Genomic DNA, 21,847 nt, shown 5'->3' with positions numbered 1-21,847 from the left:
GTGAAGGTCAAGCCTTTGGCTCATGGTCACTGGTTTCGAGAGGACACGAACGCGCCGCCGCCGACCCACCCCGGCCCGTTTCCACGGGAAGGAGGCACCTCGTGGCGCTTCGTTGCGGACTATTACGCTCGATCCCGATGGCGCCTCATGGAGACGGTGTGCGACGACGGGCCCGGCGGGACGATCGGTGATCGTCGACCGGGACCGGGTGGCGAAGGCCCTGCCTGGTTATGTTCTGGGTGAGCAGCTCGGGTCAGGGGCGTTCGGGCTGGTGCTGGCGGGCACGCACCGGCAGATGGGCCGGCCGGTGGCCATCAAGGTGATGGAGGCCCGGGGCACCGTGGCCGCCACAGCTGGTTTCGCCGCCGAGGCACGGGTGCTGGCCAGGCTGGATCATTCACACGTCGTGCGGGTCTACGACTATGTCGAGGACCGCGGCCTGTGCATGGTCGTGATGGAGCTGCTCGCCGGGGGCACGCTGACCGAGCGGCGGGCGACGATGAGCCCCGAGGAGATCTGCGCGGCGGCGCTGGCGATCGCCGCGGCTCTCGAGCACGCGCACCGCCACAAGGTGCTGCACCGCGACATCAAGACCGACAACGTCATGTTCGCCGGTGACGGCACGCTCAAGGTCACCGATTTCGGCATCGCGAAGCTGTTCGACGGGTCGGGGACGACCACCAGCGGCATCGCCGGCACACCGGCCTACATGGCCCCGGAACAGATCGAGGGTGGCCAGCTGGGGCCGTGGACCGATCTGTACGCGCTGGGGATCGTGCTGTACAGCCTGTTCACCGGAAGGCTGCCGTTCGATCCGAAGCTGCCGCTGCTGGCGCTGCTGGGCCGTCAGCTGGCCGAGCCACCGCCGCCGATGACCGGTGTGGCCGCTCCGTTGGCCGACGTGGTGTCACGCGCGCTGGCCAAGTCCCCCGCTGACCGCCCCCCGGACGCGGCCACGTTCGCGCTCGAGCTGGCGTCCGCTGCCACCGCCGTGTTCGGTGTCGGCTGGGCGGCGCGTGGGCGGTCACCGCTGCATCTCGACGCGACGGTTCGTGCCGCTACCGAGCGTCCGCCCGGGTGGGCGCACTGGGACTTCTTCATCTCCTATGCCAGCGCCGATCAGGACTGGGCGGACTGGGTCGCCTGGGTCCTGGAGGCCGCCGGCCACCTGGTTCTGCTTCAGGCACGGGATGGCACCGCAGGGTCGCGGTGGACCGCCGACGTGCGTGCGGGTGTCGGGCACTGTGCCCGCACGCTGGTCCTCCTCTCCGACTCCTACCTGGAGTCGGAGTTCGAGCAGGCCGGGTGGGGCACCGTGCGCGGCGCCGACGCGGTGACCCTCGCACGGACACTGGTGCAGGTGCGGGTCGAGAACTGTGCCCGCCCGGAGCTTCCCGGCACGGCGCCGACTCTCGACCTGTTCGGCAGCTCCGCCGAGGCGGCACGAACGGCGCTGTTGGAGCGGGCGACCGTCGCCCTGGCCGGGCGGGACGATCGCGCGGGCCCGGGGGCGTCTGTTTCTCTCCCGCAGACCAGGGCGATCGCCGGGTCCGTGGCCCTGGTACCGCCCCGGCTGCCGGGCGCGACCGTCGCGCCGCCGTTCCCGGCGGGGCCCGGACTCCCACCGCGGCATTCCCGGGACTACTCGGCGCCACCAGCCGCGATGCCGGCGGACGCGATGCCATCGACAGCAGTGCCGCAGGCCGCAGTACCACCGGCCGCGGAGTCCGGCCCGCCGGCGGCGGACAGCCGGGCGCCGGGCACGTCCGGGCTGGCGGCCGACGTCATCCCGGGTGGTCCGGAGCCGTCGGCGGACGGTTCGGGCGCCAGGCCGCGGACCGGTCCGCGGAGCAGGCGGAGGCGGCGGCGACGGCGGCTGGAGCGCAGGGCCGCCGTCATCGGCGTCGTTGTGCTCGTGCTGACGGTCGTGGTGGGAGCGCTCGCGCTGTCCCGGTATCCCGGGACGTCTCCCACGCATCCCGCGGCACGCGTCTCCCCCGCCGCATCGGCCGACACCACACCCGCGGCCGAAACGCCCCGGTCGCCGTCGCGGGGGCCGAGCGGACCGGTCTCGCCCTCCACCGAGGCGACCAGCTCGCCCAGCGCTTCCAGCACGTCCGCGACCTCGAGCGCAGGGCCGGCGAACACCGCCGCACAGACCGCCGCCGCACAGACCGCCGCCGCGCAGACCGGCCCGCACCTGACCTCGTCCGCGATCAACGGGATCAACGGCGGCGACGACACGACCCAGGTTCCGGGCTCCGAGGCGGACACCTACTGGGTGGGCGGCAACGCGACCTGTTCCGCATGGCTGTCCGACAACGGCTCCGGCGCACTCGCGGGAGTGCTCAACACGTCGCTGACCCAGTCCTGCGTCGCCGAACTTTTCCGCAGCGACGGAATCGCGTACACCTTCTCCGCGTCCTGGGGCGCCAGGAAAACGAACTTCGTTCCAGTCGCGGGATACACGATGTGGATCTGCGTGTGGCACGCGGATCTCCGGTCCAGCACCGAAATGTGCTCACCTCACTTCGGCATGCGAGGCACCACGCCCGTCAGGCAATCCGGCACCTGATTCTTCCGGATGGTCGTCCGGGTCATCAGAATTCCGAATCGGTCAACCGCGTGGAGCCCCGGATGGTACCGTCCCGCCGGAGGTATATGTGATCATATATTTGGCACACGATCACCTCGCGTGGACGGGACGTCCGGTCTGGCGGCGATCAGGAGTGCGCAGATGAGCCGGCAGCGGCGGCCGCGGGAAGACGGCGACGGTCAGGAGCCCGACCCGCGGCCGATGAGTCGTCGCGGCGTCCTGCGGGCGGGCGCCGTCGCCGGCTGGGTTGGTGCCAGCGCGGGCGTGGGCTGGGCGCTGAACGCGGGGGCGGTCCGGTCGTGGGCCGCGCCGCCCTACCCGGACCTGGTGTTCCACTCCCCGCCGCTGACCCCCTATGTGGACGAGCTGGCGATCCCGCCGGTGGTGACCGGCGACCTGACGTTGGCCGCGGCCGAGGGCACCCATCGTTTCCACCGGGATCTCGGCACGGCGCGCACCTGGGGCTACGGCGGGCAGCCCTACCTGGGCCCGACGATCGAGGTCCAGGCCGGGGTCCCGACGAGGATCCTTCACCAGAACCGGCTCGGGCCGCACATCTACGCCGCGGACGTCGACACCACGCTGGACGGTGCGAGCGACGTCGACCGCACGACGCCGCGCACCGTTCTGCACCTGCACGGGGCTCCCAGCCCGCCGGGATCCGACGGCCACCCGATGGCGACGTTCCTGCCGGGCCGTGACGTCGTCCACGACTTCCCGAACCGGCTCGAGGCCACCGCGCTGTGGTACCACGACCACGCCATGGGGATCACCCGGCTGAACGTGTGCGCGGGGCTCGCCGGCATGTGCCTGGTGCGCGACCAGTACGACACCGGCCGGCCGGGTAACCCGCTCGGCCTGCCCAGCGGCGAGTTCGAGGTCCCGCTGGTCCTGCAGGACAAGATGTTCAACGCCGACGGAACGCTCGGTTTCCGTGTCTTCAAGCTGGTCGCCGCGGGTACCTGGGAAGGCGGCATGACCGGCGACACGGTGGTCGTCAACGGGGTGGTCAACCCGAACCTCACCGTCGCCCGTGGGCTGTACCGGTTCCGGCTCCTCAACGCCGCGAACCTGCGCACGTACCACCTGTTCTTCGCCGACCGGATGCCGTTCTGGGTGATCGGCAACGACGGCGGCCTGCTGAACGCGCCGGTGCGCACCACGGACCTCCACATCGCCGCGGGCGAGCGTTACGACCTGCTCGTCGACTTCTCGGCGTTACCCCCTGGAACGCAGTGCGAGCTGCGCAACGACGAGGCACCGCCGGCCCAGTCGACGGTCATCGGCGTGGATGTCCTGCCGCGGGTCATGCGGTTCACCGTCGGAACGGCCCAGGGGGTGACCGGAGGACCGCCCGCGTCACTGCGCGGCGGCACCAACCAGCCGGCCGTCCTGCCGCCGCTGCCGTCGCCGCAGAAGGTGCGCACCGTCACGGTCAGCCAGCTGGTGGCCGTCCGCTGGCCACCGGCCAAGATGACGCTGAACAACCTGCGATTCCATGACACCGACATCGACCGGCCCCGTCAGGGCGCGGTCGAGCAGTGGGACATCGTCAACACCACCGACGACGAACACCCGATTCACCTGCACCTCGTCCAGTTCCGAATCCTGCACCGGCAGGCGTTCGACGCGGCCAGCTATGTGCTGCTCAACCCGCGCCCGGCGCTCGGTACCCGGTGGGCGCCGCCCGTCGGCCCGTTCACCCTCGGGCGGCCGGTGCAGCGGCCAGCGGCGTGGGAAGCCGGATGGAAGGACACGGTCCGTGCCCCGAGCAAGATGGTGACCCGGGTCCTCGTGCGCTTTCCGACCGCGGACGAGCTGGGCTTCGACCCCGATTCGCCCTTCCTCAGCCCGGCCGGCGAGACCCTGCAGGGATACGTCTGGCACTGCCACGTTCTCGACCACGAGGACGACTGCATGATGCTGCCCTTCCGCGTCGTCGAATGATCCGGTGCAACCGATCCACAGATCGGTTGCACCCGCACAGGCCCCCCGGTCAGGTCCGGGGCAGGCGCAGTAGCCCGAACCCGAGGCCGGCGGCGAGCGCCACGGCGGCGCCGACGAGAAGCGGCGACCTCGCACCATGCGTGTCGAGCAGCACGCCGCCGATCGCCGCGCCCGCCGTGATCGCCACCTGGAACGCCGTGACCTGCAGAGACATCGCGGACTCGGCACGTTCCGGCTCGACTCTGGTGACCCACAGCTGGGTGGCGACCGGCACCATGTTGAACGCGAAACCCCACAACAGGATCCCGATCACGAGCTGCACGGGAGCCTCCGCCATGGCGGTGACCACCAGGCTGACACCCAGCAGGGCCGGTCCCGCGGCCGCCAGCGGGCGCAGCCTCGCGGCGATCGCGCCGGCGATGACGTTGCCCGCCATGCCGCCCAGGCCCCAGGCGACGAGCAGCCACGTGGTGTGGGACGAGCTCACCCGTTCGATCGCGAGCCGGATGTAGGGGTAGGCGGCGAAGTTCCCGAAGGCGACCAGGACGACGCACCCGATTCCCGCCATGAGCCGCCGGTTCCCGACAGCCTCGCGCAGCATCGGCAGGCCGGCGGACGGATGCGCCGGCACCGGCGGAAGCGTGCACGCCAGCCAGGTCGCGGCGCCGGCGCAGATGACGGTGGCGCCGGCGAACGCGGCCCGCCAGCCGACGTCGTTGCTGACGAGCGCGGCGAGCGGCACACCCAGAACCGTCGCGAGGCTCACGCCGAAGGCGAGCGCGGTCGACACGACGCTCGACCTCCCGGGGGCAACGGTCAGGCCCGCGCCGAAGGCGAACGACCAGAAGCCGGCGAGCGCGATGCCGAGCAGGAGCCGGCCCAGCAGCAGGACGGCGAAGTTCGGGGCTGCCGACACGACGAGATTGGCGACGGCGCCGGCGGCCAGCAGCGCGACGAGCACCGTGCGCCGGTCGGCCCGTGGGAGGACGAGCGCGATCGTGGGCGCGGTGACGGCACCGGCGATCGCGGTGGTCGCGATCGCCAGGCCGGCTACCCCGTCGCTGACACCGACGTCCGAGGCCATCTTCGGCAGCACGCCGGCCGGCAGGAACTCACTCGTCACGAGCACGGTCGTCCCCGACATGAGTGCGGCCACCGGCGTCCAGGCCGTCGCCGGTGCGACGGTCCCGCCGGTCGGCGAGGACACGGAGATCTCGTTGCTCATGGAGCCAACCTGCACCACGGCCGACCGAACAGGCCTGCTTCCGCGACGCTTCCCATAGATCCCGCCGGCCCGCCTCCCCCGGCGCGGTCGCGGCACGGAGCCCCACCCGCGATGGACCGGGATCAGCGGGTGAGATGCCGTCCACCCGCGACGGACAGAACCTCGCCGTTGACGTGACCGTTGGCAGCCGATCCGAGGTAGGCGATCGCGGAGGCGACATCCTCGGGTGTGCAGATTCGCCCGGTCGGCGTCTTCGCCGCCTCGGAGTCCACGGCCTGCTGGCCGAGCCACGGGGTGCTCAACGCCCGATCGGTCAGGGTGAAGCCGGGTCGCACGACGTTCGTGAGGATGCCATGCCGCGCCTCCCTCACCGCGAGCACCGCGGCCGCCACCTCAAGCGCCCCCTTCGCGGCGGGGTAGGTGACCGCCGCGGGTAGTGGCTGCCCGACGACGTCCGAGGACACCAGCACCACCCGGCCCCATCCGGCGTTCCTCATGCCCGGCAGCACGGAGTCGACAACTGCCATCGTCCCGGTGACATTCGCGGTGAGGCCGTCGACGAGGCTCGTCCACGTCTCGGTCTGTTGCGTCGGCCATGCGACGGCGTTCGCGACCAGGACAGCGATCTCCCCGAGCGTGGTCCGCACCTGACCGACTCCGGCCTGGACCGAGCGGTCGTCCCGCTGGTCGAGCCGCACCGCCATCCCCTGCCCGCCCGTACGGACGATCTCGTCGACCAGACGCTGCGCGCCTTCCTCGTTCTGGTGCCACCCCACGCCGACCTGGGCGCCTTCACGCGCGAACGATCTGGCGATCGCGGCTCCGATCGCGCCGGACGCTCCCGTGACCAGCACGATCCGACCTTCGAGCCCGAAATCCATGACCCCTCCAGATGATTAGCCGGCTAACTTATAGCCGACTATACAAATGTAGGATGGCCGGCGTGGACGCAGGCGAGGCCATGCGGCTCAACCGGGCGCTGACCAAGATGAGCAAGCTCTACCGCGCCGCAAGAGCACGCCGGCTCGCCGCGCTCGGACTCCACCCCGGCCAGGACGTACTGCTGTGGCACCTGGCCCAGGAGCGCGACGGAATGACGATCTCCGAGCTGGCGGCCAGGCTCGGCGTCGAGCAGCCGACCGCGACGCGCAGCCTCGCGCGCCTCGAGAAATCCGGTTACTTCCGGCGCGAGCCCGTCGCCACCGACCGCCGCCAGGTACGCATCGTGCTGCTCGACAGGGGCCACGCCCTGCTCCCCGCCGTCGAGCGGGCCTGGTCGGAACTCGCCGAGGAGGCCATGGGGCAGGTGAGCGCACCCGACCGCGAGATCGCGATCGGCGCCCTCGAACAGGCGATCGCCAACCTGCGCCGGATCATAGGTGACGATGTCCTGACCGAGGAGTGAGGACAACACGCCCTCCGCGACCATCCGACCGAGGTGGGAGGCGCGGCCCACCGGTCCCGTAGCCACTTCGCGGAACCTGAGGACGTCAACGAGTACCTCAGAGCGGCGTGGTCGCGGTGACCAGCCCCTGGTGGACGAGCACGTCGAACCAGCCGCGGAGGCTGCCCCCGGACATGAAGTAGGACGGGTCGCCGGCAGGGTCGTAGCTGGGGCCGATCGCGCGGAGGACGGCGGGGCCCCGAAGCCAGCTCCGCACGGGCGGCGGGGCGGGCGCTCGCAGGTCGAGCAGGTAGTCGGCCGCTGTGGCGGCCGGCGCGAGTGCGGTGTCGGTGAACTGTGGGGTCGGCGGCGGGACGGCGTACCGCTGCAGCGGGTAGCCCGCGTTGACCTCCCCGTGGTCGAAGGTCATGGCGACCGACAGGTACCGATCGCCGTAGCGGCGCCGCAGGATGCCGCCGGCGCTCGTCTGCGTCGCGGGCGGGAACGGGGGAAGGAGATGGTCAGCGGGTCGCCGATGGCGCTGTGAACGTTCGACGCCCAGTAGATCGAGCGTCCGCCGGTGTACTCACGCCAGAAGGCGACAGTGTCGGCCATGTAGCGGTCCCGGACGGCCACGGCGGAGGTGGCGTGGTACTCGTAGAAGCCGACGATCGCCTCGGCGTGCCGCAGCGCGAGCCGTCGTCCGGGGTCGGCGGGAAGGCTGGCTACGAGGTCACGCGCCGCGCGGGCGTGGTCGATGTAGGGCTTCTTGTCCGGCTGGCCGCGGTACCAGGCAACGTGCGGGCCGATGGCTCCGGCCGGCCGGATCACGTCGTAGTGGGCGCTGAGGTCGGCGAGGCGGCGCCGCGCGCGGCGGGCCACGTGGTCGGTGACGGCGTCGTAGGCGAGGGCGCGGACCGAGACCACGTCGGCGCCCGCGAACCGCACCGGGTCGGTGGGATGGCGTTCGTTGTACTCCCGCATCCAGACAAGCAGGTCGAGAATCTCCCGGCACTGCCACGGTGTGCCGGCGTCGGCGAGCAGATCGCGCGGGTTGCCCCGGCCGAGACGGAGGAACTCGTCGATCTGGATGCCCTTGGTCCAGTCCTCTTCCAGCACCACCGACCGGAAGCCCGCCTCCTCGACCAGGAACCGCACCAGGCGGTGCTTGAGCCTGAGCTGTTCGTGCGCGCCGTGGGTGGACTCGCCGAGCCCGACGACCGCGACGTTGTCGATCATCGTGCGCAGCGGCTCGAGGTCGACGGGCGCGGCGTCGGGCACGGTGCTGGCAATGCCGTGCGCGTGACTGCTGATCCACCTGGGGACGGGATCCGGCATGGCGGTCTGCTCGGCCGCGCTCGCCGGCCGGGACACACCCGCGACGCCGAGTCCCAGGGCGCCACCGCCCACCGCCCGGAGCAGGCTTCGGCGGGACGTGCCGCGTGAGTTCGGTTCAGTCGGCACTGACATCTCAGCGGGCACTGACGTCTTGGCGGCGATCTCCCGGCCGATGCCGGCGGTGCCGCCTGTCACGAGGGCGATCACGATGCGCCCGCGACGATGGCCCCGGTCGCGGGTACGAGGCGGACGGGTAGGGACGGGAAAGGGACGACGGCAGCGCATGGTGAGGGCATGACAACTCCTCGATCGATAGACACACGTGAACCATATACTGACGTCTATCATTTTCAAGCTGTTAGTATTCGCTGGTGTCCGAGGCGTGCGACGAGCCGAAGCAGAACCGGGGAGGAGTCGCCTTCCTGCTCGCGCAGCTCGGCGCGCACGCAGCCGCGCGCTTCGCCGACCGCGTCGCAGAACTCGACCTGACGCCGGCGCAGGCGGGGCTGCTGCGCATGATCGCGGTGTCACCCGGTCTCAGCCAGCAGAGCTACGCGGCTCGGCTGGGCACCCCGCCCAGCCGCTTCGTCGTGCTCGTTGACACCCTGCAGGAGCGGAACCTGGTGGAACGGCGCCGCGGCAGCCCCGACCGACGGTCCTACGCCCTGCACCTCACCGGCGACGGCGAACGCCTCATGGGTGAAGTGGGTGCGGTGGGCATGGCGCACGAGGGCGACCTGTGCGCCGCGCTGACCGCCTCCGAGCGTTCGGCCCTGCGCGGCCTGCTCGCCCGCATGGCCGAGCAGCAGGGCCTGACCCCGGGGGTTCATCCCGGCTACCGGCGCCCCGCCGGCTGACGCCCGCCCGCCGCGGTCGCAGCGCGGATCGGCGGAAGGTGCCCGTGCACGCCGACCGCGAATCTTGATCAGGAAGCGAGTCGGTCCACGGTGGCTCTGCCTCCAGGCAGGACGCGAGACCCGAGCGGCCGAGCCGGCGGAAAGTCGCGTGCGCCGCGAGACGCTAAGCCGCTGGACGACCGGCAGCCCCGGGGAGTGCGGCCGGTGGTCCGAACAGCCGTCCCAGTGCGAAGCGGCATCCGTGGCGCGCCAGTGAACGTGCCTGCTGCCGACTCTGGACGCCGGTCGCGATGACCATGAGACCCAGGTCTTCAGCGAAGGCGATCACCGCACGGCGGAGCAGGTCGGCCCGGCCCCCACTGCCAGCGGCACGACCTCCGAGCGAGCTGTCGAACATGAGTATCCCTATGGGCAGCTCGTCCAGCGCCAGAAGACTGTTGTGGTTGCCGGCGATGCCGTTCAGCGCGAGGCGCAGCCCACGGGCGGCGCATGTACGCAGGCTGTCAGCGGCCTGCTCATCCAGGCGCTCCGTCTCCGACAGCCTCAGGACCAGTGCCTGCACCGGGAGGTGGGACGCGGCCAACGCCGTCTCGATGTCGGCCGGCAGGTCGCGGGTCGACCGCGCCACCGACACGCCGACGTAGACGGCGACGTTCTTTCCTGTCCGCCTTCGGTAGCGGCCGATGTCGTGGCAGGCACGGTCCAGGATCACCTGTTCGAGCTGGTGGCTCAGCCCTGCGCCGGCCGCCACCGCGACCGTCTGCTCTCCCGTGAGATGCCCGAGGATCGGGTGGCGCCACCGCGTCGAGGCCTGGTAGGCCACCGGGTGACCGTGGGTCAGATCGACGATCGGCTGGTAGAGAACGTCGAGGACGCCACCCGCGGGATCTCCCCGCAACACCTGGTGCAGCGCACGGCGCGCTGTCGACGAGCCGCCGTGAGCGACGAGGCCGGGGCCGTAGACGACCAGGCTGTCCTTGCCCCGCTGCTTGGCGGCGTACATGGCGAGATCTGCCTGCTGGAGCAGGCTCTCGGAACTGATCGGAGATCCCGGCTCGGCGACTGCCAGGCCAATGCTCACCTGAACGGCGCATGGCTGCCCGGCGAGGCGGCACGGCGCACCGACGGCCGCGCGCACCCTCCTGCCGACCGCCTCGGCGTCCGCGGTCTCGTCCTCCAGGAGAACCGCGAACTCGTCGCCCCCGAGGCGGGCAACCGTGTCCGACGGCGGGACGCAGCCAACCAGCCGCCGAGCGGCCAGCCGCAGCAGCTCGTCGCCGGCAGGATGGCCCAAGGTGTCGTTGACAGTCTTGAAGTCATCAAGATCGCAGAAGAGCAGCGCCAGCCGGCCGCGGCTGGGCCGAGCGACCGCGTGTTCCAGCCGGTCGCCGAACAGGACACGGTTCGCCAGCCCGGTCAGGGGATCATGGAGCGCCTGGTGGCGCAGCTGGCGGCGGCTCTGCTCAGCCCTGTCCAGCAGCCTCATGTTGTCCGCCAAGGTCAGCAGCTGACGGATCAGCACGACGAGCACAAGCAGGAGGACGCCGAGTAGTTCGCTCGCTCTGACGTGCGTCTCCGTCGCCATCTGGACGGCCACCAGCACGCCCAACGCCGCCAGCGGAACGTACGGAAGGAGCAACCTCGCCCAGCGGGGGCCCTGTCCGGCCTGCCAGCCGGCCCAGCAGGCACGCCACCGGGCCAGGCCGCCGGGAGCGGATCCGAGACCTACGGCGGCGGGACAGACAGCACGGTCGGTTGGCGGCCGCGGCGGCACGATGCAGGCGAGCCCGATCATCATCGTGCCGACGGCGTTGCTGGCTACCAGTTGCAGGGGCTCCGGCCGGCCGCTCGCGATGAAGTACAGCGACACGTGCAGAAGTACGGTGATGGAACCGAGCCCGCCCCCGAGAAGCACGAATGATTCCTTGCAGCGGGGGCGCCGGAACACCGCGACGAGCAGAACTGTGATCAGCAGCAGGAAACATCCGAGGCCGAACGCCAGCAGGACTCCGAGAGGGGCCGGCGCCGGTGCTCGCGCGCGCACCAACGGGCCGAAGACGGCCACCCAGCCGAGCAGGCTCAGCGAGCCGACGAGAAGCAGCGCGTCCAGTACGGTGACGATCTTCCAGTGGGTTCCCCGGGTGTCCGCCGGCTCATCCTCCGGCCTGAGCGGGTCCGTGGGGAAGGCAAGCACCGCGGCGATCGACGACGGAATGAACGCCAGGTAGGCGGGCTCCGTCCCCGACAGCGGCGGCAAAGGGTTCTGTCCCAGCGACAACGCCCTGACGGACGTGATCATCAGGCCGATCGCCACCCCGATCCATCCAGTGAGCAGGAGCAGCCGCCAGCGTCGCTCGGCGCCCCTCGCCCGCGGCGTCGACCAGAGCTCACAGCCGCCTTGAAACCCCATCGCGGCCATGCCGCCGAGGCGGACTGCCAGGTCGGCGCCGCGCGAGGGCAGGACGAAGGGGGCGAGCAGGACCACGAACGCGACCACCGCGCACGCACCGACGATTCGGCGGAACATGGCCGCGCCACAGTACGACGCGTCCTGCTCCGGTGCGGTACCTCGAGTGACCTCCCCGTGCGACATCATCCTCTCCGCTTGGGCTCATCGCCTGTTCGCCGGCACGGATCGCCCTGCCAGCCGGACTGGATTGCGCCGGCGATCCTCCTCCACGACATCTAACCCAGAGTAAAGGTATACACACAAACAGTGACGACATTCACGCTAGTACAGGCGGAAGAAGACCGCCAGTGCGTTGACCACGATCCTTCCCGCCGAGCACCCTGCGGCGATCAGCCAGCCGGTCGCGCCGACCACACCGTCACCTCGTTCAGCAGCACAAAGTGTGGCCGTCGACGTCAAGGTTGACGGGCAGTAATCCATACAGGATGCCGCCATACCGGCTAGTATGCCGGGTATGCGCGTCACGGCGTTACCTGGTCTCGAGCCGTCGCAGGTCAGTTCAGTGGAGCGAATTTATCTCGAGGCCTTCCCCGCAGGCGAGCGGATGCCGTTCGAGGAGATAGTGCGAGATGTCAACGAGGGTGTTCGCATCGCTTACGTCGCACTTGACGAGGGCATTGCGCTGGGCTTTGCATCGGCCTACGTGCTCCGATCGGTCCAGACATTCTATCTTGAATACCTCGCGATCGACGAGAGGTATCGCGGCGGTGGGTTCGGCGGCGAGCTCTGGTATCACATCCGTACCGACGCCCAGCGCCATCGGGGCGTGACAGCGATTGTCCTCGAGGTCGAGGACCCCGACGAGCCTGATATCGATCCACGGACGACCGTCGCACGCCGACGGCGTATCTGCTTCTACGAGAACAGAGGCGCCCGCAGGTTGCCCACCACCGACTTCCGGGTTCCGCTTCTCCAGGGAGACGGTGAAAAACCGATGCTCCTGATGTGGGCACCGGCCGCCCGGCCGGATCCGCCGACCGGCGACGACCTGACCGACCTCGTTCGAGCACTGTACGAGGAGGGCTACGATCTCCCTCCCGACCACCCACTTGTCATCGCAGCATCCGGAAAGTGACCTCGGATGGAAACCTCGAACATTGTCGCGGTCGTCGCGCTGATGCTTTCCATCGGCGCGACGGCACTGTCCGTGTCGGATGCCAGGCGAAATCGGACGGTCACGACCTACAACAGTACGACCGATCTGGCCCTTCAGGTAGACAGAGTCTTCATCGAGTATCCCCAGTGGCGACCCCATTTTTATGAGGACGAGCCGATAGCGGCGGACTCAACCCGCCAGGATCGCAACCAGGTGCTGGCGATAACCGAGTTCTGCCTCGACATCATGGAGTGCATCTGGGATCGGAAACTCGAGTACTCCAAGAAAGATCTCGAATCCTGGCGTGCGTGGATTCTGGACCTCTTCAACTCGTCGCCGGCCATGAGGAGTTACTTCTCCGAGAACAGCACCTGGTATCCGACTCTCACGGGTCTGCACGAGGAGCAACGGTCAGCCTGGTGGCTCGACGGCCCTCCTCCGGCGCCCGCACCGCCTCAGCCGCGAGTCAGCTGATCACTGCGCGGACAGGCGTTCCTCGTCTCGAGGGTCAGACCGAGATCTCGCCCGCTAATGGGTCTAGCGCCAGCCGTAGCGCTGACGCAGCCGGTCCGTGACCCGTTCGAACGGCTCGCGCGACAGGGCCGTCGACTCTCGGCGCATCCCGCCCTCATGCACCCGGATCACCCGGTCCAGGTTGACCCAGGACGGCCGGCGCTCACCGTCCCACCCGCCCGCGCCGATGGACACGAAGTCGCCCTCGCCGTCGTGGTCCTTGCTGGTGAGCTGCACGGCCAGACAGGTGCCCGCGGATTCGACGGCCACCACGAGCACCGGCCGGTCCTTGCCTCGTCCGTCGTTCTCCTCGAACGGCACCCACGTCCAGACGACCTCGCCGGGATCCGGGGCCCCGTCCGATTGCGGCGAGTAGCTCATCCGCACCGGCCCGATGCGACGCGGATCGACCTCCCTGGTGGCGTCCGGCCCGAACTCGCCCGGCGAGACCTCCACATTCGTGCGGGACGGCCGCCCCCGTTCCCGGGTCGGGTGACTGCGCGCGGCTGCCACCGAAGAGGAACGCGCGGCTGCCACCGAAGAGGAAGAGGAACGGGCCGTCGGTGCCGACCGCCGCCGACCTTTCCGTCCCGCCTCCCGCGAGGGTGCCTCACCATGGCGGCGGCTGCCCGTCACCCGGTCGGACACGATCTTGATCAGATCCCCCAGCAGTCCCATATCGCCACAGTAATCACAGCTCCCGGAGGAACGTCCCGACCGTCCTCAGGCGCCATCGCGCACCCGCCGAACGGGACATCCCCCTACGACCAGACAGCTCTGTCACCCCAACCGTCGACGGCGAGGTGCATGAACACCCATCCGGATAGGTTGGTCGCGTGGCAGGCGGCAAAGGGGACGAAGCCGGTGCGGCGCGGAACGGCTGTCCTGTCCGCGGCCGCCATCGGGGGCGTGGCGGGGGCGGCTCTCACCGCCCATCGGAGCCGGCGGACTGCCGTTCTGGGCACCCTGGTTGGCGCGGGCGCGCTGGCGGCTGGCGAAGCCGTCGCGCGCGCCCGGCAGCGGCCGGGCGAGATCCCCGCGCTGTGGCAGCGGATCGCCACCAGCGCGGCACTTGTCGCACCCGCCGGGTGGGCGGCCGGCCGACTGAGCGGCGCAGGCCCCGTCACGATCGGCGCGGCATCCCCTTACTCGTCCTCGACTACCGCATCAGCCGCAAACCGCGGAAACCCGCGTAGGCAACGCGACCCGCGCCATGCCCACGCAGCCGTGGATCACGGGGCGAGCTGGCGCCGCCGCCACCGGCCACCTTGGCCGGGCGGTGCGACTAACGACTGTGCGGCACCAGTCTCCAGCCCGGTAGCGGGCCGGTCAGGGTGAACCTCGCAGAGGTGGCCGCGGACATGCCGAACCCGCGCAGGGCGGCGGCCGTCAGGTCGATCTCGTCCTGCCAGGCCGCCGGGTCCAGGCCGGCGCGCCCGTCGCCCCAGGATGTCCGCGCGCTGCCCGCACCACCGCCGGCCGGATCAGCGCCGGCTGGATCACCGCCGGCCAGGGCGGAGGTGTAGAGGCCCAGGCAGGTGCGGACGTGCTCGGTGAAGGCGGTCAGGACCCGGTCCGTGACATGCGCGCGGACCTCCAGCTCGTCGGCGCCACGGTCGATCGCGTCGATGGCCGCCGCGGCGAGCACCGCTGTTCGGACAGCCTGCGCGGTCCCCGAACCGCTGAGTGGGTCGAACCGGGCAGCGTAGCCACCCACCGCGATCCAGCCGGGCCCGCAGGGCGGTTGCCGCAACCGTGGCGCCGCGGGCACCACGACGGCGGCGTCGGGCGGTGCCACGAGCCGGCGTCCCAGCTCTGTCCGGACCAGAAGCCGGCGCAGCAACGGCACCGGGTCCGCGACGGGCCCAGGCACCATGGCCTGCACCAGCGCCCGCCGCTGTCCGACCGGTGCCAGGAAGATCCAGGCCGGACCGGTGGCCACCAGGTGGCTCGTGGCGGCGGACTCGCCCGCCGCGAGCCCCACCTCCGCGCTGATCATGTGTCTGCGCCCGATGTGAACCGGACGGCCCCCGGCCGGCCCGGCCGACGGGTGCCCGGCGGCGATCAGCCACTCGGCCACCGACGGTGCGGGGCCGGCCGCGGTGAGCCGGACCAGGTCCGGATGGGTCTCGGCCAGCCGCCTCCCCATCCGCTGGGCCAACCGGGCCCCGTCGACCGCCAGGCTCGGCTGTTCGAGGGGCTGGTCGGTGCTGGAGCCACCCCACCGGACGTGCCGGCACCGAATTGGCCAGGCGCCGTCGAACAGGCCGCTCCCGCCGTCCCAGACCTCCCGCAGCAGGTCGATGGTCAGCTCGTTGAGCACCAGCCAACGCGCCGGCGGGGACGTCTCCCCCGGTGCCTGGCTGGTGCCGGATGCCGGCTCGGGGTCACCCGGTCGCCACCCGGTGACCAGAACGCGGCGGCCCTGCCCGGCGAGCAGGTAGGCGCAGGTCAGGCCGGCAAGCCCGGCCCCGGTGACGACGGTTTCGGTCACCCCTGTGTCCGGGGCGGTGGCGGCTGGGTCGGCGGAGCAGTCGTGCTGCCCGCGGCGCTCGTGCCGCCCGGGGCGCTCGCGCCGCCCGGGGCGCTCGCGCCGCCCGGGGCGCTCGTGCCGCCCGGGGCGTTCGTGCCGATGCCGGCGGCCTGCAGCTCGGCGAGCAGGGCCTCGTGCGCCGCGCCGTGCTGGAGGACGAGCCGGCGCTCCGGCGCGCCGCCCAGCTCTGCGACGGTCTCCTGGGCGCGGCGGATCCCGGCGGCATGATCGGCGACCGGGACGGGCAGCGTGACCGGGACGGGCAGCTCGAAGCGAGGCTGTACGCCGCGCGCCGCGAGCAGGTGGTTCGTCTCGTGCAGGCTGAACATCGCCCGGCGGGCCTGTTCGAGTAGCTGGCCGCCGGCCCTGTCCCCCAGTGCGAAGGTCGCCTGCAGGGCGTTGAGCAGCAGCGCGTAGTTCTGGTCGCTGAGATCGGCCAGGCCCTCGGTGAGCGCGTCGGCCGGGTCCGCCCGCAGCGTGCGCAGGTAGCTCTCCGGTGCGAGCCCGGCGAGGTGGCCCTTGACCAGGCCGAACCGGCGGAAGTGCTCACCCCCCTCGTCGATGATCAGCTTGATGAGGTGGACGAGCCTGTCCCGCTCGGGGAAGAGGTCGGGCCGCGCGTCGATCGTGGTCAGCAGCCGGACGTACATCCCGTCGACGCCCGAGGCCGTTCCCTGGCTCGGCCGCTCGACCTCGATGAACCAGTCCAGCTGCGCCGGCGTGAGCGGCTCGAGCTGGAAAGGCCGGTCGAGCTGGCGGTGGATGCGCCCGGCCCGCCCGACGTTCGGCGGCCGGCCGAGCAGGGCGAGCGCCTCGTTGACCCAGCGCAGGTGCCGCATCTCGTCGACGGCGATGGAGTAGACCTCGGTGGCCGCGGCGTGCACGCGGCGGGTGTGCTCGTCCGCGTCGTCGGGCAGCAGCCGGGGCGCGTCGAGCGAGTAGTGCGCGAACAGGTACTCCACCGAGAGGGCGTGTTCGACGGTGGCCAGGTAGTTCAGCTCGTCGAGCACCTCCTGCCGGGTCAGCTCGCCGGCGGTCGGCCCCGGCGGCGGTGGCGGGGCGACCCCGGCGGTCTCCCGGCCGCCCAGCACGACGGCCAGGTCGTTCCAGGCGTGGAGCATCTCGGCGTAGTCCAGCTCCTGCTCCCGCCGCCCGGCCTCGGTCGGCAGATCCGCGGGCGGCGGGACGGCGGTGCGGTCGGCGCGCTGGAAGTTGACGTAGGGAACCTGCCCGTCGGCGCTGGTGACGACGTCGGGCTTGGAGGCCGCCCAGTAGAAGCAGCCGCAGTCCCGGAAGTCGTACTGCCATGGTGCGCACAGGCTTCGGGTCAGCTCGCCGGGCAGGTAGACCTCGGGGTCGATGACACCCTCGGGGTCGAGGTAGCGGGCCCGGTCCGCGACCAGGACCGCCAGCACCGTGCCGTCCGGGTCGCGCTGCACGACACTGCGGTCGCCGCGGCGGAACCCGTTGAGCGAGCCGTTCACGACGTCCGCGCCGGGCGAGGAGATGCCGGGCGCCGGGCCGAGCAGGATCGCGATCCGCCCCGGCATGAGGTCGTGCACCAGCCGCCAGACGTCCAGCCCGCCGAGGTTCGCGCAGCTGAACGTCGGGATGGCGGCCTCGGTCTGGTCGACGGTCGTGCGCCCGCAGACGGCCCACAGATGCAGGGGCAGGTCCGCGTCGGTCAGGCCGCGCTCGGCGGCGATGCCGGTGGCGCCGACGCGGCGCAGCACGGCACCGTCCGGGCGGTGGAACTCGAAGGTCAGCCCGGGGAAGAAGGCCTTGTCCAGGTTGCGCTGGTCGAACTCCAGCCCCGGATAGCAGTTGTCGACACCGCTCTCGGGACGGGAGGCCGCCGGGTTGCCGCGCACGACGTGGTCCGCCCGCGCCGTCAGGTTTCGGGGAAAGATCTTGCCCGCGGGTGGTCCGGTCACGGGTTCCGTCACGTTCCAGCCCCTTCCTCGTGCGCCGCGCCTCGTCGGGCGGCGCGTCGGTGTCCCCGCGGCGCGCCTGATGGGCGACGCGTCCTGCTCTCGCGGCCGCACCTGTGCGGTCCGCGCGTCCAGCTCACGCGGCGGCCGTCAGCGGGCGACGGTCGTCGGATCACTGCCGCCGCCGCCATACCCGGCAGACGCCGCCAGCCCCTCGAAGTAGTCGGGGCGCGCCGCCGACAGCTCGACGTAGGCCCGCAGGCAGAAGGCGAGCCAGCCGCGGATGTAGTCGCACCCGGGCCGCCCGCGCCGGGCGACCTCGTGGTAGCAGCCACCCCCGCACAGGTACCGGGCCCAGCAGGACCGGCACGGGCTCATCCGGTCGACGTGGCCGCGGGCCAGATGCTCCGCCCGGGCCGCCCGGTCCGGGCCGGCTGTCACCGAGCCCATGGCGAAGCCGGGGTCGTCGACGAGCCGGTGGCAGGCGAACAGGTCGCCGTTCGCGGCCGCGCTGAGATACCCCGCGCCCGCGCCGCACGGGTAGGGGCGGTGGCTGCCGCGATGGATCTGCGCCATGGCCGTCTCGAAGTTGCCGAACGGGTACCGGCGGCCGGCGGCCAGCTCGCGCAGCGCCACCTCACCGCACTCGACCATGTGCTCGAGGAACCCCTCGAACCGCGGCCCGGTGAACTCCAGCGCCGGGTCCGGCGACGCGACGACCGCGGCGAAACCGACCTCGTCGAAGCCGAGGCCGATCACGTGGTCCAGGACGTCGAGCAGCCGGCCGGCCGCCGGGGTGACGGTGACCCGCGCGGCGAGATGGCGCGGGCGCCCGTGCCGCGCCATCAGGTCGAGCCCGGCACGCACCCGGTCGTAGGCGCTGGCCCCGCCGGGCAACCGGCGCAGCGCGTCGTTGCGGTCCCGGTCGCCGTCGAGGCTCACCGAGACGGCGAAGGGATACCGGGCGAAAAGGCGGGCGTCCGCCGGGCGCAGCTCGGTCAGGTTCGTGGTGAGGGAGAACCGCGCCCGGCGCCCGGCGGTCTCGGCCGCCCGGGCCGCGTAGGCGGTGACCTCGTGGACGAGGTCCGCGGCGAGCAGCGGTTCACCGCCCATGAACCCCACGACCACGTCGGCGCCCGGCCGCGACTCTGCGAGGAGACGGTCGACCGCGGCGAAGGCGACCTCGCGCGGCATCACCCGGGCCGCACCGCCGAAGCGTCCCTCATCCGCGTAGCAGTAGGCGCACGACATGTTGCACGCCTGCATGACGTTCAGGGAGAGGGCCGACAGCGGTGGCGGGTCGATCGGGCGGCCGTCGATGCGCCTGGGCGCATCGGGCGCCAGCCCCAGGGCCGCGCGTGGTCCGGGCCCGAGCCCGTCCGCGCCGCCCGAGTCCAGCCAGGACCGCACCTGCCCCTCGACGTCACCGGGCAGGTCGTAGACGCGGCTGCCGTCCACCACGAACAGGTGTGCCCCGTGCGCGCTGTGGAACAGGCGCACCTCGGCGGTGGCGTCGCGCACCGTGCCCGGTGCCGCGTCCGGTGCCGCGCCCGGCGCGGGCCGGTCGGCCGGCATCGGGTGCCCGCCCGGGGTCGGCTCCGGGTCCGGCGGGCGGCGGCCGATCTGCAGCAGGACCGTCACGTGCCCGGCTCGATGTCCCGCCGCAGCGCGGCGCTCCAGGCCCGGAGCAGGTCGTACTGCCGCCGGGTGATGTGCATGGGATGGCGGTCGGAGCCGCGCATCAGCGCCGGCATGCGGCGGTCGTAGTAGCGCTCGCTCGTCGCCGGCTCGCGCACGACCGTGGGGAGCAGGTCGGGCCGCTCCCGCAGCACATCCTCCAGCACCTCCAGGGCCAGGAACCGGCGGTGGCGTGCCCGTGCCGCCTCGGTCAGCGGGAACGGGTGGTCGGTCAGCGGCTCGGACGCCGGGAACGCCCGGTCCCGGGCCGCCTCGTCCGGCTCCCCCCGGCTGCGCGCGATCGCGCTGTTCTCGAACCGGGCACGGTCGTTCTGGGCGTCGACGTTCACCGTGGCGACCGTCTCGAGGATCCGCTCGAACAGGTCGCGGACCTCCAGGGTGGTGCGGGCGGCGTCCGCCGCGTAGGCGGGGTCGCGGACGTCGGCGCGCCGGACCCGGTCGGTCAGGCCGTCCGCGGCCGAGGTGAACGGGCGCTGGTCGGGCGCGAAGTCCGGCGGCCCGACGACGATGCGGGCCACCGCGCTCAGCTCCGCCGGCCGGCCCGGCCCCGCCGGCAGGACGACCCGCACCGTGCCGTCGCAGACGTCGTCGACGAGCCCGAGACCGGCGTTGCCCTCCGCGCCCGCGAACAACCCGCCCGGGTTGGTCCGCGGGTCGTCGCCGCCCAGCGCGAAGCCGACCCAGGGTGACTGCGGGCTGAGGACGAGCCGGTCCGGGGGCAGGACGTAGTCGCTCGTGCGGTTCGGGAGGTCCGTCGGCCCGTACACGGCGCCGACGGCCGGGGTGAACCGCAGGCGCAGCTCCGGCAGCTCGGCGTTCGGCCTGGTCAGCTGCACGCTGCCCAGCGGGACGCGGCTGCCGGCGGGCACCAGCGGCGCCGTGGACCCCGCGGGCGAGCGCCCGTCGAGCGCCCGGCGCCCGGTGTCGTCCCCGGCGATGCTCACCGTCGCGACGATCCGGTCGTCGTCAACCTGGGTGTAGTGGTGCGGCTTGAGGTTGGCGACCTCGACCTCCCAGCGCACCTCGCCGAGGGCGATGCCGGCGGCTGCGAGGACCTCGCCGGTGATCGGCCCCTCGTGGGCCACGCCGTCGGCGGTCCAGGCGCCGTGCAGTTCGAAGAACGGGCACACCGGGCGAAAGCCCGCGGCGTCCTTGAACGTGACCGTCGCGGGCTGCCGGAGGGTGACTGTTCCGTCCTCGGCGACGTCGAGGGTCTCGGCCGGCTGGACCGTCGTGCGGCCGGTGCCCCGCGACGACAGGTCGTTGGGGCCCCAGACGTAGTTGTCACAGGGAGTGGGCGACGGGCCCAGCCGCCCGTAGGCGAGCGGTGGGTACAGCCACAGTCGGTCGATCACCCGGGTCTCCTGTTCTCCGTTGCCACGCTTCTCCGCTGCTGCGCGCACCCACCCGGGCGGTCGGCGCCGCCACGGGAACTCCGGTGGCCGGCGGATTCCGCGTCATACCGCGCGGGGATCCGCGGCCGGCACCGACCGTCGGTCATTCATCGGTGTTCACCGGGTTTCCTCTGCCCCACCGAAGCGGTGTGTCCGTTTCATCCTGAACGTTCATTCCGAAGGTTCATTCCGCACGTCATCGCCCCGACCGTCCTCGGCAATTCGGCCGCCGGTCCGGACGACAGCACGGTGTCCGGCCGGGAGATCGTCCGCGGTCATATCTATCACACCGACGCCGCCTGTCACCATCCGGGACGCGCCGCCGCACGGACAACTGTCAGACCTCCGACAATGTGCGGTTCCAGCCCGCCGACAGCGTTCTCCCCGTGCGAGGATCTGTCGGCCCCGCAGAAGCCGCCGACCGGTTGGGAGACGCAGGGCGCCAGTCCTGTTCGGCCCCCGGCGGTCTCGCGGACTTCGCCGCCAAACTCGGCCAGGCGGCCGCCTGGCACACGGCCATCACAACTTTCTTCGAGCAAGAAATCGCCATAGCCGAACAGGACGTCGGTCGCGGCGACAGCCAGTTCTGCGGCAACAGCCAGTTCTTCAACCCTGCACACAGCGATCCGGCACCCCGGCCACCCGGCACGTCATAGGCCGGAGCGGTTTTCCCTGGAGCCTGCTCGACAGCTCCCAGGCCCGGCGCGCCGACGGCCCAGGGCACGGCCCTCGCTCAGCCCCCGGCTGACCCGCAGGCACCTCCACCTCAGCCCGGTAGCGGATGAAGTCACTCGGACCTGCCCAGTCGACCGACGGGCAGGGTCCACCCGCCGGACGGCCAGAGGCTCGCACAGGCGCTTCCACG

Annotated in this window: 16 protein-coding genes; 6 read left to right on the top strand and 10 right to left on the bottom strand. The window is 71.8% G+C overall.

The features are described 5' to 3' along the window. Positions 1-187 precede the first annotated feature (187 nt). Both FREUN1FDRAFT_RS23490 and FREUN1FDRAFT_RS23485 read left to right on the top strand, forming a co-directional pair. On the top strand, positions 188-2,575 hold the full coding sequence (locus FREUN1FDRAFT_RS23490; RefSeq protein ID WP_006542712.1) for a protein kinase: 2,388 nt from the start codon (positions 188-190) through the stop codon (positions 2,573-2,575). A gap of 162 nt (positions 2,576-2,737) precedes the next feature. Continuing rightward, positions 2,738-4,543, top strand: coding sequence for a multicopper oxidase family protein (locus FREUN1FDRAFT_RS23485; protein WP_006542711.1), 1,806 nt, complete (start codon positions 2,738-2,740; stop codon positions 4,541-4,543). 49 nt (positions 4,544-4,592) lie between these two features. Here FREUN1FDRAFT_RS23485 and FREUN1FDRAFT_RS23480 read toward each other — a convergent pair whose 3' ends face one another. Further along, a complete protein-coding gene (locus tag FREUN1FDRAFT_RS23480) occupies positions 4,593-5,768 on the bottom strand; it encodes an MFS transporter (RefSeq protein ID WP_006542710.1) in 1,176 nt (391 codons plus the stop codon). A gap of 122 nt (positions 5,769-5,890) precedes the next feature. Next, positions 5,891-6,649, bottom strand: coding sequence for an SDR family NAD(P)-dependent oxidoreductase (locus FREUN1FDRAFT_RS23475; RefSeq protein WP_006542709.1), 759 nt, complete (start codon positions 6,647-6,649; stop codon positions 5,891-5,893). Positions 6,650-6,711: 62 nt separating this feature from the next. On the opposite strand from FREUN1FDRAFT_RS23475, the gene FREUN1FDRAFT_RS23470 reads away from it, so the two are divergent. Further along, positions 6,712-7,173: a MarR family winged helix-turn-helix transcriptional regulator gene (locus tag FREUN1FDRAFT_RS23470; RefSeq protein WP_006542708.1), complete on the top strand. Its 462-nt coding sequence runs from the start codon at positions 6,712-6,714 to the stop codon at positions 7,171-7,173. Between the two features lie 97 nt (positions 7,174-7,270). Here the strand turns inward: FREUN1FDRAFT_RS23470 and FREUN1FDRAFT_RS47480 are convergent, their stop codons facing one another. Continuing rightward, complete coding sequence (locus FREUN1FDRAFT_RS47480; RefSeq protein WP_369809817.1) at positions 7,271-7,594, bottom strand: erythromycin esterase family protein; 324 nt, start codon at positions 7,592-7,594, stop codon at positions 7,271-7,273. Then, a complete protein-coding gene (locus FREUN1FDRAFT_RS47475; RefSeq protein ID WP_157475218.1) occupies positions 7,579-8,616 on the bottom strand; it encodes an erythromycin esterase family protein in 1,038 nt (345 codons plus the stop codon). Before FREUN1FDRAFT_RS47475 ends, FREUN1FDRAFT_RS47480 begins: the two co-directional genes overlap by 16 nt. A gap of 245 nt (positions 8,617-8,861) precedes the next feature. Between FREUN1FDRAFT_RS47475 and FREUN1FDRAFT_RS23460 the strand changes: the two genes are divergently transcribed. Further along, positions 8,862-9,347, top strand: coding sequence for a MarR family winged helix-turn-helix transcriptional regulator (locus FREUN1FDRAFT_RS23460; RefSeq protein ID WP_006542705.1), 486 nt, complete (start codon positions 8,862-8,864; stop codon positions 9,345-9,347). A gap of 163 nt (positions 9,348-9,510) precedes the next feature. Here the strand turns inward: FREUN1FDRAFT_RS23460 and FREUN1FDRAFT_RS23455 are convergent, their stop codons facing one another. After that, on the bottom strand, positions 9,511-11,940 hold the full coding sequence (locus tag FREUN1FDRAFT_RS23455; protein WP_006542704.1) for a bifunctional diguanylate cyclase/phosphodiesterase: 2,430 nt from the start codon (positions 11,938-11,940) through the stop codon (positions 9,511-9,513). Between the two features lie 322 nt (positions 11,941-12,262). Between FREUN1FDRAFT_RS23455 and FREUN1FDRAFT_RS23450 the strand changes: the two genes are divergently transcribed. Next, positions 12,263-12,892 carry a GNAT family N-acetyltransferase gene (locus tag FREUN1FDRAFT_RS23450; protein WP_369809816.1) on the top strand — a complete coding sequence of 210 codons (630 nt, stop codon included), beginning with the start codon at positions 12,263-12,265 and terminating at the stop codon, positions 12,890-12,892. A gap of 6 nt (positions 12,893-12,898) precedes the next feature. Continuing rightward, positions 12,899-13,387: a hypothetical protein gene (locus tag FREUN1FDRAFT_RS23445; RefSeq protein ID WP_006542701.1), complete on the top strand. Its 489-nt coding sequence runs from the start codon at positions 12,899-12,901 to the stop codon at positions 13,385-13,387. A gap of 63 nt (positions 13,388-13,450) precedes the next feature. On the opposite strand, the gene FREUN1FDRAFT_RS45265 is transcribed toward FREUN1FDRAFT_RS23445, so the two are convergent. The 5 genes from FREUN1FDRAFT_RS45265 to FREUN1FDRAFT_RS23420 all read right to left on the bottom strand — a co-directional run bounded on the left by FREUN1FDRAFT_RS45265 (position 13,451) and on the right by FREUN1FDRAFT_RS23420 (position 20,943). Then, the gene (locus FREUN1FDRAFT_RS45265; protein ID WP_035953197.1) at positions 13,451-13,882 is read right to left on the bottom strand and encodes a type II toxin-antitoxin system PemK/MazF family toxin; all 432 of its coding nucleotides are present in this window, start codon (positions 13,880-13,882) and stop codon (positions 13,451-13,453) included. 829 nt (positions 13,883-14,711) lie between these two features. Further along, positions 14,712-15,920, bottom strand: coding sequence for a hypothetical protein (locus tag FREUN1FDRAFT_RS43055; RefSeq protein ID WP_006542699.1), 1,209 nt, complete (start codon positions 15,918-15,920; stop codon positions 14,712-14,714). After that, positions 15,917-17,905, bottom strand: a complete 1,989-nt coding sequence (locus FREUN1FDRAFT_RS23430; RefSeq protein WP_006542698.1) for a ferritin-like domain-containing protein — start codon at positions 17,903-17,905, stop codon at positions 15,917-15,919. The genes FREUN1FDRAFT_RS43055 and FREUN1FDRAFT_RS23430 overlap by 4 nt, the downstream gene beginning before the upstream one ends. Positions 17,906-18,040: 135 nt before the next feature. Continuing rightward, positions 18,041-19,531, bottom strand: a complete 1,491-nt coding sequence (locus FREUN1FDRAFT_RS23425; protein WP_006542697.1) for a radical SAM protein — start codon at positions 19,529-19,531, stop codon at positions 18,041-18,043. Beyond that, positions 19,528-20,943 (bottom strand): hypothetical protein, encoded by a 1,416-nt coding sequence (locus tag FREUN1FDRAFT_RS23420; protein ID WP_006542696.1) that lies wholly within the window; start codon positions 20,941-20,943, stop codon positions 19,528-19,530. Before FREUN1FDRAFT_RS23420 ends, FREUN1FDRAFT_RS23425 begins: the two co-directional genes overlap by 4 nt. Positions 20,944-21,847 lie beyond the last annotated feature (904 nt).

The organism is Parafrankia sp. EUN1f (genome assembly GCF_000177675.1).
Lineage (GTDB): Bacteria > Actinomycetota > Actinomycetes > Frankiales > Frankiaceae > Parafrankia.
This window is presented reverse-complemented; position numbering and strand designations above follow the sequence as displayed.

Coding starts and splice junctions, on each gene's coding strand:
- FREUN1FDRAFT_RS23475 (WP_006542709.1), bottom strand. CDS start 6,649: ATGGATTTCGGGCTCGAAGGTCGGATCGTGCTGGTCACGGGAGCGTCC.
- FREUN1FDRAFT_RS23485 (WP_006542711.1), top strand. CDS start 2,738: ATGAGCCGGCAGCGGCGGCCGCGGGAAGACGGCGACGGTCAGGAGCCC.
- FREUN1FDRAFT_RS23450 (WP_369809816.1), top strand. CDS start 12,263: ATGCCGGGTATGCGCGTCACGGCGTTACCTGGTCTCGAGCCGTCGCAG.
- FREUN1FDRAFT_RS23445 (WP_006542701.1), top strand. CDS start 12,899: ATGGAAACCTCGAACATTGTCGCGGTCGTCGCGCTGATGCTTTCCATC.
- FREUN1FDRAFT_RS23455 (WP_006542704.1), bottom strand. CDS start 11,940: ATGTCGCACGGGGAGGTCACTCGAGGTACCGCACCGGAGCAGGACGCG.
- FREUN1FDRAFT_RS23480 (WP_006542710.1), bottom strand. CDS start 5,768: ATGAGCAACGAGATCTCCGTGTCCTCGCCGACCGGCGGGACCGTCGCA.